This window comes from Acinetobacter sp. YH12205, assembly GCF_013418125.1.
Classification (GTDB): domain Bacteria; phylum Pseudomonadota; class Gammaproteobacteria; order Pseudomonadales; family Moraxellaceae; genus Acinetobacter; species Acinetobacter towneri.
Genome location: NZ_VPCQ01000003.1, coordinates 289,474 through 304,482 on the forward strand (window position 1 = coordinate 289,474; position 15,009 = coordinate 304,482).

16 protein-coding genes are annotated in these 15,009 nt (G+C 41.5%); 4 read left to right on the forward strand and 12 right to left on the reverse strand.

The annotated features are described in order from the left end of the window. Positions 1-9: 9 nt before the first annotated feature. Positions 10-285 (forward strand): hypothetical protein, encoded by a 276-nt coding sequence (locus tag FTU92_RS05745; RefSeq protein WP_004975329.1) that lies wholly within the window; start codon positions 10-12, stop codon positions 283-285. A 360-nt stretch (positions 286-645) separates the two neighbouring features. Here the strand turns inward: FTU92_RS05745 and FTU92_RS05750 are convergent, their stop codons facing one another. Continuing rightward, entirely contained in the window at positions 646-1,335 is a 690-nt protein-coding gene (locus FTU92_RS05750; protein ID WP_167846204.1) for a YggS family pyridoxal phosphate-dependent enzyme, read from the reverse strand. A gap of 124 nt (positions 1,336-1,459) precedes the next feature. Between FTU92_RS05750 and FTU92_RS05755 the strand changes: the two genes are divergently transcribed. Together FTU92_RS05755 and FTU92_RS05760 are read left to right on the forward strand one after the other, a co-directional pair. Continuing rightward, positions 1,460-2,497: a type IV pilus twitching motility protein PilT gene (locus FTU92_RS05755; RefSeq protein ID WP_004975327.1), complete on the forward strand. Its 1,038-nt coding sequence runs from the start codon at positions 1,460-1,462 to the stop codon at positions 2,495-2,497. A gap of 21 nt (positions 2,498-2,518) precedes the next feature. Beyond that, positions 2,519-3,637, forward strand: coding sequence for a PilT/PilU family type 4a pilus ATPase (locus tag FTU92_RS05760; RefSeq protein WP_104852406.1), 1,119 nt, complete (start codon positions 2,519-2,521; stop codon positions 3,635-3,637). A 72-nt stretch (positions 3,638-3,709) separates the two neighbouring features. On the opposite strand, the gene fur is transcribed toward FTU92_RS05760, so the two are convergent. After that, positions 3,710-4,147, reverse strand: a complete 438-nt coding sequence (gene fur, locus FTU92_RS05765; protein WP_004975325.1) for a ferric iron uptake transcriptional regulator — start codon at positions 4,145-4,147, stop codon at positions 3,710-3,712. Between the two features lie 118 nt (positions 4,148-4,265). Here fur and FTU92_RS05770 point away from each other — a divergent pair, with 118 nt between their 5' ends. Next, on the forward strand, positions 4,266-4,664 hold the full coding sequence (locus FTU92_RS05770; protein ID WP_180095848.1) for an outer membrane protein assembly factor BamE: 399 nt from the start codon (positions 4,266-4,268) through the stop codon (positions 4,662-4,664). Positions 4,665-4,720: 56 nt separating this feature from the next. Here the strand turns inward: FTU92_RS05770 and FTU92_RS05775 are convergent, their stop codons facing one another. From FTU92_RS05775 to FTU92_RS05820, 10 genes are all read right to left on the reverse strand, one after another. After that, positions 4,721-5,041, reverse strand: a complete 321-nt coding sequence (locus tag FTU92_RS05775) for an RnfH family protein (RefSeq protein WP_136144088.1) — start codon at positions 5,039-5,041, stop codon at positions 4,721-4,723. After that, complete coding sequence (locus FTU92_RS05780; RefSeq protein WP_096902264.1) at positions 5,038-6,123, reverse strand: hypothetical protein; 1,086 nt, start codon at positions 6,121-6,123, stop codon at positions 5,038-5,040. Before FTU92_RS05780 ends, FTU92_RS05775 begins: the two co-directional genes overlap by 4 nt. Positions 6,124-6,268: 145 nt before the next feature. After that, positions 6,269-6,724 carry a bacteriohemerythrin gene (locus FTU92_RS05785; RefSeq protein WP_096902263.1) on the reverse strand — a complete coding sequence of 152 codons (456 nt, stop codon included), beginning with the start codon at positions 6,722-6,724 and terminating at the stop codon, positions 6,269-6,271. A 263-nt stretch (positions 6,725-6,987) separates the two neighbouring features. Further along, positions 6,988-7,836 carry a class II glutamine amidotransferase gene (locus FTU92_RS05790; protein WP_096902262.1) on the reverse strand — a complete coding sequence of 283 codons (849 nt, stop codon included), beginning with the start codon at positions 7,834-7,836 and terminating at the stop codon, positions 6,988-6,990. 149 nt (positions 7,837-7,985) lie between these two features. Then, complete coding sequence (locus FTU92_RS05795) at positions 7,986-8,786, reverse strand: GNAT family N-acetyltransferase (RefSeq protein WP_180095886.1); 801 nt, start codon at positions 8,784-8,786, stop codon at positions 7,986-7,988. A gap of 209 nt (positions 8,787-8,995) precedes the next feature. After that, positions 8,996-9,901 carry an acetylglutamate kinase gene (gene argB, locus FTU92_RS05800; protein ID WP_004975310.1) on the reverse strand — a complete coding sequence of 302 codons (906 nt, stop codon included), beginning with the start codon at positions 9,899-9,901 and terminating at the stop codon, positions 8,996-8,998. Positions 9,902-9,911: 10 nt separating this feature from the next. Continuing rightward, entirely contained in the window at positions 9,912-11,354 is a 1,443-nt protein-coding gene (locus tag FTU92_RS05805; protein ID WP_004975308.1) for a phosphomannomutase/phosphoglucomutase, read from the reverse strand. A gap of 219 nt (positions 11,355-11,573) precedes the next feature. After that, positions 11,574-12,026 carry a dUTP diphosphatase gene (gene dut, locus FTU92_RS05810; RefSeq protein ID WP_004975307.1) on the reverse strand — a complete coding sequence of 151 codons (453 nt, stop codon included), beginning with the start codon at positions 12,024-12,026 and terminating at the stop codon, positions 11,574-11,576. 97 nt (positions 12,027-12,123) lie between these two features. Next, the gene (locus FTU92_RS05815; protein WP_179991299.1) at positions 12,124-14,163 is read right to left on the reverse strand and encodes a UvrD-helicase domain-containing protein; all 2,040 of its coding nucleotides are present in this window, start codon (positions 14,161-14,163) and stop codon (positions 12,124-12,126) included. Between the two features lie 169 nt (positions 14,164-14,332). Then, complete coding sequence (locus tag FTU92_RS05820; RefSeq protein WP_179989608.1) at positions 14,333-14,986, reverse strand: OmpA family protein; 654 nt, start codon at positions 14,984-14,986, stop codon at positions 14,333-14,335. Between the last annotated feature and the right edge of the window lie 23 nt (positions 14,987-15,009).

Genomic DNA, 15,009 nt, shown 5'->3' on the forward strand with positions numbered 1-15,009 from the left:
CTTAATTTTATGGATATAAAAACGATTATTCTCTTTGCTGTATTGCCCAGTTTAAGTATTATTTTTCTCACATGGTTAATACGTTTCCCTAAACCTTGGGTTTTTAAAGCGGTTTTAATTTTTGAAATCATTCTCACCGTCTGCACTTTAGTCATTGAGTTGGATGCAAGAAAAACACCTGGAAATAGCGGTTGGACCATCATTTTCACAGGCTTCTTTCAGTTCTGTTTTTTGCTATTTTTACTGATTGCCCGTATTCGAATCTGGATAGAAAATAAATCTTGAATGTCTACTTCACCTATTTACTGGACGGGAGTGGCGCTTTCTAAAAATAGTGAAGGTTATTAAAAATAATCTACACAAGCCAAAACTTTGACAGCTTTACAGCATACATAACTAAAAAAGCCTCGACATCCTGTCGAGGCTTTCTAGATTCAGTTTTTGGTATAACTCCTGTCGTACCAAGCACTTCCGTGTTGTTCTATTTCTTATTCTTCTTATTTAGGAAACTCCCTGTTTCCCGATAAGTTCATATTAAGAAAATCCAACCTTCAGCACTAGCCGCAAATTTCCGCATTTCATGTCAGCCAAAACGTACAAGATAATGTTTGCAAAATCTTGGCAGATTCTTTGTTCATCTAGCAATTAAGCCTTGGAATAGTCACGTGCGCCAAACAATGCTGTACCAATCCGTACCATAGTTGAACCTGCTGCAATTGCGGCATTTAAATCGCCCGACATCCCCATACTCAAAGTATCCCAATCTTCAGGTTGTGCATGTTGTGCTTTCACTGCATCAAACAATTGTTTGGCATCTTGAAAAGCTTGAGGATGATCAGGTGCAGGAATCACCATCAAACCGCGTAGTTTTAAATGCGGTAATTGGCTGATCTGTCGGACTAATTCTGCAACTTCGCTCGGCTGACAACCATCCTTCGTGTCTTGCGCATCAATATTTACTTGTAAACAAATATTCAGGGGCACTTGTTGAGCATCGCGCTGATTCGATAAACGCTCGGCAATAATCAAACGATCTACCCCATGCACCCATGCAAATTTTTCTGCCAAATGTTTGGTTTTATTGCGCTGCACATGCCCAATAAAGTGCCATTCAATTTCTAAATCACTCAGGGCCTGCATTTTATCCAAAGCTTCTTGCAAATAATTTTCGCCAAAAGCGCGCTGCCCTGTCACATACATTTCACGCAAGGCTTCACTCGGATGAGTCTTAGACACTGCCAACAATTGCACCGTATTTGGCTCGCGCTGTGCCAACTGGCATGCCTGTTGAATTTGTTGCAAAACCTGAGTGCGCATAAGCTGCAGATTATTCATTGATGCATTTCTCATTTCATTCATCTTTTTTTACCTTGTCCAGCAACTAACAGTTGGTTAAGCTGATGGAAAGCCGTATTATTCTATCAAAATAATTAAGATTTAATTGATCTCGGGGACTTTCATGGATATTACAGAATTATTGGCGTTCTCCGCTAAAAACGGCGCTTCGGATTTACACTTATCTGCGGGCATGCCACCACTGATTCGTGTGGATGGTGAAATTCGTCGAATTAACTTACCAGCATTAGAACATAAAGAAGTACACAAATTAGTGTACGACATTATGAATGATAAACAACGTCGTGATTATGAAGAAAATCTAGAAACGGACTTTTCTTTTGAAGTCCCAGGCGTGGCTCGTTTCCGTGTGAACGCATTTAACCAAAACCGTGGTGCAGGTGCAGTATTCCGTACCATTCCTTCTAAAGTTTTGACCCTTGAAGATTTAGGCATGGGACAAATCTTTAAAGATATTTGTGAATATCCACGTGGTTTGGTATTGGTGACAGGCCCAACGGGTTCAGGTAAATCAACCACACTTGCCGCGATGATTGACTTTATTAATGACAATCGCTACGACCATATTCTGACCGTCGAAGACCCAATCGAATTTGTACACCAATCTAAAAAATGTTTGGTTAACCAACGAGAAGTACACCGTGATACGCATGGCTTTAACGAAGCATTACGTTCGGCACTGCGTGAAGACCCTGACATTATTCTAGTGGGTGAGATGCGTGACTTAGAAACCATTCGTTTGGCACTGACTGCTGCTGAAACGGGTCACTTGGTATTTGGTACGCTACACACCACCTCTGCAGCAAAAACCATTGACCGTGTGATTGATGTATTCCCTGCCGAAGAAAAAGACATGGTACGTGCCATGTTGTCTGAATCTTTACAAGCCGTCATTTCACAATCCCTGCTCAAGAAAAATGGTGGTGGTCGTGTAGCTGCGCATGAAATCATGATTGGTATTCCTGCAGTGCGTAACCTGATTCGTGAAAACAAAGTAGCTCAAATGTACTCGGCAATTCAGACTGGTGCCAACTACGGTATGACCACCCTTGACCAGAGTTTGAAAAACTTGGTATCGCGCGGTGTGATTAGCCCACAAACGGCTCGTACGGTTGCAAAACAGCCTGAATCATTCTTATAAGTTTAAAATTCGAGATACGCGATGGACTTTAATGATTTACTGAATTTAATGATTCAGCAAAAAGCGTCTGACTTGTTTATTACAGCCGATGTTGAACCTTCCATGAAAATTCATGGACAAATTGTGCCTGTAGCCAAAAGTAAACTTACAGGTGAAATTGTCGGTCAGCTGCTTAACTCAATTATGAGTGAAAAACAGCGCAAGGAATTTGCCGAAACCCGTGAATGTAACTTTGCGATTACCAACCGTGAAAAAACAGCACGTTTCCGTGTCAGCGCATTCCAACAACGTGATGAGCCGGGCATGGTACTCCGTCGGATTGAAACCAAAATCCCGACCATGGATGACTTGAAACTGCCACCTATTCTCAAAGATTTGGCGATGACCAAACGTGGCATCATCATTTTTGTAGGTGCGACTGGTACAGGTAAATCGACTTCTTTGGCGTCTATTATTGGTTACCGCAACCAAAACTCCAAAGGTCATATCATCACCATTGAAGACCCGATTGAATTTGTGCATGAACATGCGGGCTGTATTATTACCCAACGTGAAGTCGGGATTGATACCGACTCCTTTGAAATCGCATTAAAAAATACCTTGCGTCAAGCGCCTGATGTAATTCTGATTGGTGAGATTCGTTCCCGCGAAACCATGGATTATGCAATTGCCTTTGCCGAAACAGGTCACTTGGTATTTGCCACCCTACACGCCAACAACGCTAACCAAGCAATTGACCGTATTATTCACTTCTTTGAAGCAGACCGTCATAACCAGTTGTTCATGGATTTGTCGCTAAACCTGAAAGCAATTGTGGCACAGCAGTTAATTCCAACCATTGATGGCAACTCACGTCGTGCTGCGATTGAAATTTTAATTAACTCACCACTGATTGCAGATTTAATCCGTAAAGGTGATGTGCACGAAATTAAAGACCTGATGAAGCGTTCACGTGAGTTGGGTATGCAAACCTTTGACCAAGCGTTATACGATCTTTATAAAGCCAAACAAATTAGCTACAAAGATGCACTTAAACACGCCGACTCGCCAAACGATTTGCGTCTACAAATCAAACTTGCAGAAGAAGGTGGCGAGCGCTTGTTACATGCAACTTCGAATATTACCTTCGATGGGCAATAACATCACAACAACGCTTAAACACAAACAAAATAGGCTTCCATACGGAAGCCTATTTTTTATGCTTACAGCAAATTATTTCTTGCGTAAGGCTTCACGACATTCTGGCGCATCACAATAACCATATAAATTCAGCGAGTGCCCTGTGAGCTCAAAACCAAATTTTTCAGCTACATCATGCTGTTCTTTTTCAATGGTATCGTTAATAAATTCAACCACTTTGCTACAGTTCAAGCAAACCAAGTGGTCGTGGTGATCTTCCTGCATAATTTCAAACACAGAATGATTGTTCTCAAAATTATGACGCTCAATAATGCCTGCAGCTTCAAACTGTGTTAACACACGATACACAGTTGCTAAACCCACATCTTCACCCTGATCGAGTAAAGTTTTGTAGATATCTTCTGCACTTAAATGATGTTGTTTTGAATTTTCTAATAATTCTAAGATTTTAATTCGTGGAAGGGTAACTTTAAGTCCAGCTTTGCGTAATTCTTGATTTGAAATAGGCATGAAAAAAGGTCTCTCAACAAAATTAAAGTTGGAATATGCAACAAAGTTAAGATGCAGTATGATCTAACACTGGATCAAGATCAAATGCATCATAATTAATTTGGGATAGTGTAGCAAAATGCAAAAAATCATGTTGACGTTATTGGTCACTTCACTGCTCGCAGGCTGTTCGACCTTGGGCGTTTATAAAGTCGATATTCCACAGGGTACACCTTTAACCCAAGCTCAAGCGTCTAAAGTCCAAGTCGGTATAAGTCATCAACAAGTCCGCTTTTTGCTGGGCAGTCCTACCATCGCCGACCCGATGAATCCATTACGTTGGGACTACATTTACAACTATATCCCAGGAACTTATGCTAAAAAAGCCAAGATCCCTGCCGCGCATGGTCAGCATTTGAAAATCTTTTTCAATCAAAATGGTATTGTAGAAAAAGTTGAAGGATTGGAAACGATTCCAGAATCTCAACCAGGCCTACCAGGATCGAAAGAAGCGATTCTCAACGCGCCACCACTATAGCCGCTTTAGAATAAAAAGAAACCCCTCACTGAAATTCATCTGAGGGGTTTTTAAAATCATTGCAATTGTTTCAAGCGATTGCTTTTGGCATAACGCCCTACAGGGTTCTTTGCGGCACGTTTACGACGAATATCTTTCGGGTTAATGGTCAAAGCACGATAAATCTCAACCCTATCACCTGCTTGTAATACATGCTGCGGCTCAACCCGTACACCAAAAATACCCAGCATCAACGGTTCAGGTAAAGTCGTTGCTGTCACAAGTCCACTCTGCTGAATTGCATCCAGTACAGTCATGCCCTGCTGAAATGCGACAGCCACATGCCATTGTTGTTCGGGTGTGGCATACGCCACCCAAACCTGCGCCATTTGACTCATGCGATCCACTGTCCAATTAACGCCACCATCGCCACTACGATAGATACAGGTAACACCACACGTACCGCAATACGCCAAATGTTATAAAAGGCTTCACTGCTAAAGTTCATGGCTTTACGCAAATGGCTGATTTTCATAATCCAGCCTGCAAAAATTGCGTAAATCAAACAAATAACTAAGCCCCAAAGCAATAAGGCAAAATTAAATACAGGACCAATGGCAGGAATTGCCCAAACCAAAGTTGCTGCAATCAATACAATCCACTGAATCGCAACCGCCATTTGACGTTGTGCCAATTGTTCACGTGCCAATTGCAATAGAACCGCTGCTGCTGCAACAGTTGCCACCACCAAAGCCAACGCTGGAATTTGTGCTTGCACGGCAAAGAATGCAAAAGCAACGACTGCCAATAGCTGTGCAATCCAAATTGGCAATACCGTTGAGGTTGCTGCAGATTGTTGCTGTACTTGCGGCAAACTGGTTTGCCAGTACAAGCCCATGCCTAAACCACTGGCCACCAAAGCCAAAACGGTTGCACTGCCCCATTCACTAAACTCGATTGAGGTGACTTGCCATGCAGGAAGTTCTGAACCCATCACCATTGCTAAAACCAAAGCCGCCACAATAGCAACAGCAGTACACAACAATAAAATTTGACGCGGAACTAATGACAATGCCAGTGCTAAAACAGCCACAATCACAAATAAGACATGACTAGCCAAGTCTGCAGCGGCATATTGATTTAAAATTTGCGCAGCATTAGACAACAAACCGCCTGCTAAAAATGGAATGAACACCACTGCAAGCCAGCCCACCAAACGCCATTTTTGAGAAGCATCGGCATCACGGGTTAAACTTGAAAGTGCTTGTAATGCTGTCGTTTTTGAGCGTTTGGCTAAGGCAATTTCCAAATAAGTAATCGGTAATGCCAAAATCAGCATGGTTGCTAACCACAACAACCAAAAGTCGAGCTGGCGCTCAACCTGAATACCTGTCATTGGTGCGAGTGTGGCAATAATAATGAATGATAAACCAAATGCCATCAGCGGCGATAACCATCGTGACATAGCATTGTCCTGCATGACGCTGTCCTAATAAAAATCTACGGCTATTTTGCCTTTGTCATCAAGGAAAAGCAAAACCTCAAAAAAGAAAAAGCAAACTATCGTTAGATAGCTTGCTGCGCAAATTTATAATTTTTATTCTTTCATTTTTATGGCTTCAGACTTATGAGAAGAAACGAGCGAACCAGCCTTTACCTTTCTTCTTCTCATTTTCCTTAATAATACCCATCATATTCTCTTTCACTGCACCGACATAATCGGCGTCATCGTGTTGAATATGATTAATTAACCATTTTGATAAGACTTCATGCAATTCGCCTTCAATGGATTGTCCCATTTCAAAACGATCGCGATAAGACTCAATTTTTTTAATGAATAAATCATGCACACGTTTATGTGGTACGCGGTATTTATAACCCGCTTCTTCTTGTAATGATTCTTCAAACGTAAAATGCGACTGGGTGTAATCAATAATATTATTTAAAATCTGCTTTACACGTGCTCGATCTGTACCATCGCTAATTTCAACAATTTCATTAATATAATCGAGGATACGTTTATGCTGATCGTCAATCACATCGATACCAGTGTTGTATTCTGGAACCCATTTCATCTTCATACGACCACCTTACAGAAATAAATGATTAATCACATTGCGGAATGGTAGCCGTATTTCCCATAAATAAAAATGAAGCGAATTGGTAGGGATTGGTTTAAATCGCACAAAAACAACACAAGACATTGATTTAAATAAATTTTAACAAAAATACCCGACTAAAAGAATCAATTATTAATTAACCAATTTATACATTTTCATTCTTGATTTAATTGAATTGTACAATAATAAAATGAATATTTTTCAACCACACATACCCGTATAAATTAGTATTGATCCGCTTTGGTGATCCGTCTTAATTCAGGATTTAAACGCTCACGTTCCAAACGCGCAATATGTGTCATTTGGGTTTTAATTGGGCGTCCATGTTGAAATAAAATCATTTCACCTGGCTGAAATGCTGTCCATGTTTCATTTTGAGTCAAGGGTTCAGTGGTAATCACTGCCACACAATCCTCTGCTGTAGTAACTTGGCTAAAATCGACCTCAACATCTAAATCAATTAATTGTGCAGGTTGAAATGGATAAGCACGCACCAACCAATGTAATTTGGTCACCGCATAACTAAATAATGCCTGACCATTGGACAAACAAAAATTAAAAGTGCCATGTTCTGCAATTTTAGGAGAAATTTCGGCTAACAAGTCAAAAATTTGCGTCAGGCTAGGCTCATCATAACCAAAACGATTTACCAATTGATCTAACAAATAACAAAATGCACGTTCACTGTCGGTATTACCCACTGGGGTAAAACGACCTGATAAACGTGGATGAAAGTCATGTAAATCACCATTATGGGCAAAAATCCATTGGCGTCCCCACAACTCACGACTAAACGGATGCGAATTTTCTAAATTAATTTTGCCTTGTGTCGCTTTACGAATATGGGCAATCACATTACGCGATTTAATGGGATAGTTGCGGATCAATTCTGCAATGGGTGATTCCACTGCAGACTGGTTATCGACAAATAAACGGCAAGCTTTATCTTCAAAAAAAGCAATGCCAAAGCCATCAGAATGATCTGAGGTGATTCCTGCGCGCTGCGAAAATCCCCGAAATGAAAAGGTAATATCGGTAGGTGTCGCACAATTCATTCCAAGCAACTGACACATAAGGCCTTATCTTTATACAAATAATGAAATTATCTGATTATTGTGCATCAGCCATGTGGATAATTCAAATCTGAAAAATATAAATAGATTTCTACAGTACCACTTCATAGATATGCAGTGCTGTAGAAATCTCTGCTTAATTATTCTAGTTAAGATGCTTTCACTTTCTTTTGGCGAATAAAATGTTTCGCCATTTGTTTCACATCTAACAAAACAAAATAATCTAGACAGTTAAACTCACGGTCATAAAATGCTTGCTCAGACAGCTTAGCATTCATTTTCAGATAAACATCAAACAGTTTAGGTATTCGTTCATCTTGGCTAAAGCTATGACTTGGACAACTTGGCTCAAACGGCTGCTGTGACTGAATATCGCAGCGTTGATTTTCTGCCAATTGTTGAATCGCTTGATGGGTATGATACGCGCGTGCTTCATTACCTTCCAAACGAATACTGACACAGCCAATCATGTATTTGGCACGCATTTCCCATAACACTTTAGGCACTAAATTCAGCCATAAAATAGAGAGTGTTTTGCCTGAACGATAACGTGGATGCACACAAGTACGCCCCATTTCGACAATATTCGAGAGATGCCCTAACTCATCTATAATTTTAAACTCGTGCGCACTATAACTGTTGGCTAGCTCATGCCCTTGCCAAAGTTTTAAACGAGTATAAGCAACAATTTCACCCGTAGATTTATCTCTGAGTACGGCGTGTTCACAGCCAAAATCGTACAAGTCCTGATCTAAACCCGATTCAAATTCAATGCCAAATTGCTTGGAAAATTGCTGTGCACGAAAGCGCTGTACTTCTTGTAGTTGCTTTAAATTTTCAACCCATTCAAACGCATATTGCGTAGCTTTGCTGTTTTTTTTCTGTGCTTTACCCACTTTAACCATAGGAAAGCTAAACTGCTGACGATACTGATTTAATTTTTGTAGCATCATAGATACCTCATGTTTTCTCCTACACTAGGACAGCAGCATGACACTATGATGACCGCGATTTTAGCGACTACAATTTTAAGATTGCAGGATAGGTGCAAAGCAATTTCAAGGATGCTGAATCAACAAAATTTCAGTTTCTTGCCGTAAATTTGACATAAAAAAGAGCTTCAATTGTGAAGCTCTTTTAGGGATCATCTTATAGAGTTTTATTTACGCGTTTGGACACGGTTGGTAATTAATGTTCCCACACCATGATCAGTAAAGATTTCCAATAAAGTAGCATGTGGCACACGACCATCTACAATATGTGCACTGATTACACCGCCTTTAACTGCATCCAATGCACAACCCACTTTTGGAATCATGCCACCGTAAATCACGCCTGTATCAATTAAACGATCTACTTCCTGCGTAGTCAAACCAGTTAACAGGTTTTTATTTTCGTCTAATACACCCGTAATATTGGTCAGCAAAATTAACTTTTCCGCACCCAATGCTTCGGCAACTTTACCTGCGACTAAATCGGCATTAATGTTATAGGTATTGCCTGCATCATCGACACCTAAAGGTGCAATCACTGGAATAAAGTCGCTGCTGGTAAACATTTCCAACACGTCGGTTTTGACACCCACCACTTCACCCACCAAACCAAGGTCAATTTGTTGTACTTCGCCTGTTTCAGTAGTTTTTTGCATCAATAATTTTTGTGCGCGAATCAAGTTACCATCTTTACCCGTCAAACCAATGGCACGACCGCCATGTTGGTTAATCAGATTGACGATAGATTTGTTGACGCTACCACCCAAGACCATTTCTACGACTTCCATAGTCGTAGGATCGGTGACACGCATGCCATCAATACGGTCAGACTCACGTCCCAATTGCTTGAGCATAGAATCCACTTGTGGACCACCGCCATGCACCACAATCGGGTTTAAGCCTACAGTCTTTAACAACACGATATCACGAGCAAAAGAACTTTCCAGCTCAGGATCGGTCATGGCATTGCCGCCATATTTCACAACAAGGGTCTTGCCCGCAAAACGTTGAATATACGGCAAAGCTTCAGTCAAAATTTGCGCTTTGTCGATACCAGTCTGTTGATGTGGCATTCGCCTCTCCTTATTGAGCATCTAAAATGTCTTGGGCGATTTCAGGGTATCGCTCACTTAACATGGAAACAAATGTATCGCGAATATCATTCAGTCGTGATGGATTATCGGCATCAAAACGCACCGTAAAATATTCGCCTGTATTGGATGCTCGAATAATGCCAAATCCATCTTCAAAATCAAGTCTTACACCATCTATTTTACTTAATTCTGCACCACTGCGATGGCTAGAACTTTCAACATCATTTAAAACCGCACTCGGTTCAATATTCCGTGTGCTGATATACGTGTCTTCAGTGCAGCAACGCTCAGGGTATTTCTGCATCAATGCCGAAAGGCTGCTGTAATTACTGTGGCTTAAATATTCCAACACGCGCAGCGCTGCGTAAATACCATCGTCATAGCCAAAACCACGTCCATCATTGAATACATAATGTCCTGCGTATTCGCCACCGAACACAGCCTTGCCTTGCGACTGCGCCAAATAACGCCGCAAGAAGGTACTGCCCGTGCGAATCATCACCGCTTCGCCACCCAAATCACGCACGGTATTGCGCACCATAGTGGAGCATTTTACATCAAACACCACTTGATGCTGAGGATGAGTTTTTAAACACATTTCTGCAAATAAAGACAGCAAACGATCTGCTGAAAGCACATTGGCATGTTCATCCAAGAGGACGACACGATCACCATCGCCATCTAAAGCAATGCCAATGTCCGCCTGATGTTCACGCACCGCAGCTTTTAAATGTTGTAAGTGTTTTTCTTGTGATGGATCGGGTGCATGTTCTGGAAAATGACCATTGGCTTCGCAGCGTAAAGCAATCACCTCACAGCCCATTTTTTGCAAAACCAAAGCAGCGCAATGACCTGCCGAACCATACATCCCATCTAAAACCACTTTAAAAGTGCCCGCCAGTTGAATATCGTTCAACATTGCCTGCTGATATTGCTGACACGCATCTTCAATAAATTCATGTGAAATATTGGTGGCGTGTTGTGAGGCGATGGATGGTGCTGCATCGGTATTTAAATAATATGGCGCTGCATCGTGTGCCACGTGTTGAATCATTTCAGGGGTTGGCGGTTCGCCCTGCACAATCCATTTAATGCCGTTGTCTGATTTTGGATTATGACTGGCCGTAAGCATAATGCCATTGCCTGCCGTGTGTCGTGCCATAAAATACAACATCGGGCTAGAACAACAACCCACCATCGTCACTTGAAATTGATGGGCAAGAAAGACTTGGCGCATAATTTCAGCATAAGCGGGGCTATTTAAACGCGCATCATAACCAATACTAATTTGAGTTTGCTTTTCTTGTTGATATTGTTGCACCAATCCTTGTGCAATGGCGTGTACCAATTTCGCGGTCAGCACAGTTTCTTTGCCACGAATGTCGTAAGCGCGAAAAATATGCTGAGGAAAAAGTGTTTGTGGATTGTTCATAGGCTTACAACTACAAAGATGAGCCAACATAAAGTGAATAAATCTTGGCTCGAGATATTTTGAAAATTCTAATTAGATTTTTTAATAGATGTGCAATGGTCTCATCAGAGCTAGTGATTTACTTGTCATTATTAGTACATCTTTCGTTACTTTTCAAGAATTGTTGGTAAAGTTTCAGATAAAACTTTACCAAACGATATAGGCTGAAACCTAAGTAACTTAGTTTTTGCCCGTATGCCCAAAACCACCTGCACCACGTTCGGTGGCAACAAATTCATCTACTTGTTCAAACTTGGCCTGTACCACAGGAACCAAAACGTATTGCGCTAAACGCTCACCAGGTTCTAAGCTAAATGCTGTTTGGCTACGGTTCCACACCGAAACCATCAATTCACCCTGATAATCTGAATCAATCAAACCCACCAAGTTCCCCAACACGATGCCATGTTTGTGACCCAAGCCTGAACGCGGCAAAATCATGCCTGCAAAACCTGTATCTTGAATATAAATCGCTAAACCTGTTTTGACCAAGACTGTTTGACCCGGCTCAATCACGGTGCTGCTGTCTACACAAGCACGTAAGTCCAAACCTGCCGAACCTGCGGTTGCATAAGTTGGCATTGGCCATTCTGTGCCTAAACGTGAATCTAAGACTTTAACTTGAACTTTCATGAAGTTTATCCTGTTTTTAAATTTTCAATTTTCTTTCGATTTTCGATGTGCCATTTGATGCTGTACTTGCATCAATGCCCTAAGTATTTTCAAAAAATTAGCGCTTGATTAAGGCACGTAAATTTTCCAAATAATGCTGTGCCTGTAATTTCGGATCGACATCACCGGCTAACTTTTTCTTACGTCCGAGCCATTCCAATTCATCTTGTGGTAATTCATCCAAAAAACGACTTGGGGTCATTTGTTTCATTTGCCCGCCCGCTTTGCGCTGCTCTGCCAAAGTAATGGTTAAGCCCTGACGTGCACGAGTAATCCCCACGTACATCAAACGGCGTTCTTCCTCGACAGTATCTGCCACAATTGAGTTTTTATGCGGTAAAAGCTCTTCTTCCAAACCAATCAAATACACGTACGGAAATTCCAAGCCTTTGGACGCATGCAGGGTGAGTAAATTGACTTTATCAGTGTCTTCTTCTTCCTGTTGCTGTTCGAGCATATCGAGCAGCACCATTTTACGAATCACGCTTTCAATATTCTTTTCATCGACATCTTCAGCACGGTTAATCAAACTTTGGATGCTGCTATATAGAACTTCGATATTATCTAGCTTGGTTTTTTCCTGCGCAGGGGTAGCTGCTTGCTCTTTAATGTAGTCGATATAACCTGCTTCGAGCATCATTTGACGGATGATTGGCACAGGTTCATCATCTTCCAATAAGTTACGCGTAAAATTGCTAATAAAATCTGAAAACTCTGCCAACTGCGTCGTGGCTTTTTTCGGAATTGCCATGGTTAGGCGCTGATCACCTGCAGCAGCCAATAATGACAAATGGTTTTCCTGTGCAAACAGCCCTAGTTTTTCCAAAGTCACAGGACCAATCGCGCGTTTAGGCGTGTTAATAATGCGTAAGAATGCGCTGTCATCTTCAGGGTTAATAATCAGACGCAAATAACTCATGATGTCTTTGATTTCAGCACGTGCGAAGAATGACTGCCCCCCCGAAAGCTTGTAAGGAATTTGCATTTGACGTAATTGGGTTTCCAGAATACGTGCCTGAAAGTTCCCTCGGTACAAAATTGCATAATCTTTCCAGCTTTTACCATTCATCAGTTTATGCGTGAGTAAGTCTTTAACCACGCGTTCTGATTCATCATCATCATTGCGGCATGTAATTACCCGAATCACTTCACCATGACCTTTATCTGACCACAGTTTTTTGTCAAAAATATGTGGATTATTGCCAATGACGGTGTTGGCCGCTTTTAAAATGCGACTGGTCGAGCGATAGTTTTGCTCAAGTTTAATCACTTTTAAATTCGGGAAATCATCTTTCAGCAAGGCCATATTTTCAGGCTTCGCACCGCGCCAAGCGTAAATCGATTGGTCGTCGTCACCTACCGCAGTGAACTGCCCCATTACGCCCACAAGTAATTTCACCAAGATATATTGTGCGGTGTTGGTGTCCTGATACTCATCGACCAATAAATAACGAACACGGTTTTGCCACTTGTCACGCACTTCGGCATTTTCTTGCAAAAGTCGTGTCGGCATTACAATTAAATCATCAAAATCTACCGCGTTATAGGCACGTAAATTACGTTCATAAAGTTGATATAAATGTGCAAACTGGATGTCTTCTGGCGTTTCGCAGGTGGTATGCGCCTGCTCTGGTGCAATCAGATCATTTTTCCAGTCTGAAATCATCTTCATGGCTTTGGCAATCAATTCTTTGCTTTCTGCACCCGACAAATTATCGCGGTGCATTAAATCCATCAGAATACGTTTGCAGTCATCGGCATCTAAAATAGAGAAGTTGGCTTTTAACGGCGTGTGTTTTAATTCATGACGTAATAAATTCAGACCAAAGGTGTGGAAAGTCGAAACCGATAATCCTTTAGCTTCTTCACGTGACAACAATTTGGTCACACGCTCTTTCATTTCTCGTGCTGCTTTGTTGGTAAAAGTCATCGCTGTAATACGATGCGCAGGAATCCCGCAATGCTTAACCAAATAGGCAATTTTTCGGGTAATCACCGAAGTTTTGCCTGAACCTGCACCTGCAAGCACTAACAAGGGTCCTTGAGTGTATTTCATCGCTTCAAGTTGCTTGTCGTTTAACTGACTTGCCAGTGTCATAGTATTTCCTCTATTTCGGTTCGAGCTCGATTATAGTCATCTCCGCCAAAGATGACTAATCTAAAATGCTACTTTAGACGTCATTGTCTATTTGCTGAGTAGCCCCTAGAAATTGCTTGCATAAAAAAACCGCCCGAAGGCGGTTCTTTACAATCTATACAATGCCAGATTATTGGATTGCATAAATGCTGATTTCTACACGACGGTTTTGCTCACGACCTTCTGCAGTAGCATTCGATGCGATTGGGTTTGCAGCACCGTGACCTTGTGCATTAATACGTGAAGTTGATACACCACGGCTAGCCAAGTAGTTTGCAACCGATTGTGCACGTGCTTGTGACAATGGAATGTTGATTGCGTCGTTACCAGTGCTGTCAGTATAACCTGTTACCAAAATACCGCTCTTGTTATCTTGGGTTAGCGTTTGCGCTACTTTGTCCAAGGTAGAATAGAAGTTTGGTTTGATGTTTGATTTGTTAGTATCAAACGTGATGTTACCCGGCATGATCAAGCCAACAGAACCATCGGCATTACGGTTTACTTCTACGCCTGTACCAGCCATTTGTTGACGAAGTTGTTTTTCTTTATTGTCAAGATAAACACCCGCAGCAGCACCCACTACAGCACCAATCGCTGCAGCACGGTTGTTTTGTGCGCTTGTATTTGCGTTACCTTTAGAGACGCCATAACCCGCAGCAGCACCAATTACTGTGCCTAACGCAGTTTTGTCATATTCCATACCACCAAGGTTGTTACCAGTCGTTTGACAACCAGTTAAAACCATTGCCCCTACGACTGCTGCCGAAATTGCTAATGCACGCATGGCATGCCTCCTTACTTGTGTTT

Bases quoted from the DNA above. Each gene is read 5' to 3' on its own strand.
- FTU92_RS05745 (WP_004975329.1), top strand. From the start codon at position 10: ATGGATATAAAAACGATTATTCTCTTTGCTGTATTGCCCAGTTTAAGT.
- FTU92_RS05750 (WP_167846204.1), bottom strand. From the start codon at position 1,335: ATGAATAATCTGCAGCTTATGCGCACTCAGGTTTTGCAACAAATTCAA.
- FTU92_RS05755 (WP_004975327.1), top strand. From the start codon at position 1,460: ATGGATATTACAGAATTATTGGCGTTCTCCGCTAAAAACGGCGCTTCG.
- FTU92_RS05760 (WP_104852406.1), top strand. From the start codon at position 2,519: ATGGACTTTAATGATTTACTGAATTTAATGATTCAGCAAAAAGCGTCT.
- fur (WP_004975325.1), bottom strand. From the start codon at position 4,147: ATGCCTATTTCAAATCAAGAATTACGCAAAGCTGGACTTAAAGTTACC.
- FTU92_RS05770 (WP_180095848.1), top strand. From the start codon at position 4,266: ATGCAAAAAATCATGTTGACGTTATTGGTCACTTCACTGCTCGCAGGC.
- FTU92_RS05775 (WP_136144088.1), bottom strand. From the start codon at position 5,041: ATGAGTCAAATGGCGCAGGTTTGGGTGGCGTATGCCACACCCGAACAA.
- FTU92_RS05780 (WP_096902264.1), bottom strand. From the start codon at position 6,123: ATGCAGGACAATGCTATGTCACGATGGTTATCGCCGCTGATGGCATTT.
- FTU92_RS05785 (WP_096902263.1), bottom strand. From the start codon at position 6,724: ATGAAGATGAAATGGGTTCCAGAATACAACACTGGTATCGATGTGATT.
- FTU92_RS05790 (WP_096902262.1), bottom strand. From the start codon at position 7,836: ATGTGTCAGTTGCTTGGAATGAATTGTGCGACACCTACCGATATTACC.
- FTU92_RS05795 (WP_180095886.1), bottom strand. From the start codon at position 8,786: ATGCTACAAAAATTAAATCAGTATCGTCAGCAGTTTAGCTTTCCTATG.
- argB (WP_004975310.1), bottom strand. From the start codon at position 9,901: ATGCCACATCAACAGACTGGTATCGACAAAGCGCAAATTTTGACTGAA.
- FTU92_RS05805 (WP_004975308.1), bottom strand. From the start codon at position 11,354: ATGAACAATCCACAAACACTTTTTCCTCAGCATATTTTTCGCGCTTAC.
- dut (WP_004975307.1), bottom strand. From the start codon at position 12,026: ATGAAAGTTCAAGTTAAAGTCTTAGATTCACGTTTAGGCACAGAATGG.
- FTU92_RS05815 (WP_179991299.1), bottom strand. From the start codon at position 14,163: ATGACACTGGCAAGTCAGTTAAACGACAAGCAACTTGAAGCGATGAAA.
- FTU92_RS05820 (WP_179989608.1), bottom strand. From the start codon at position 14,986: ATGCGTGCATTAGCAATTTCGGCAGCAGTCGTAGGGGCAATGGTTTTA.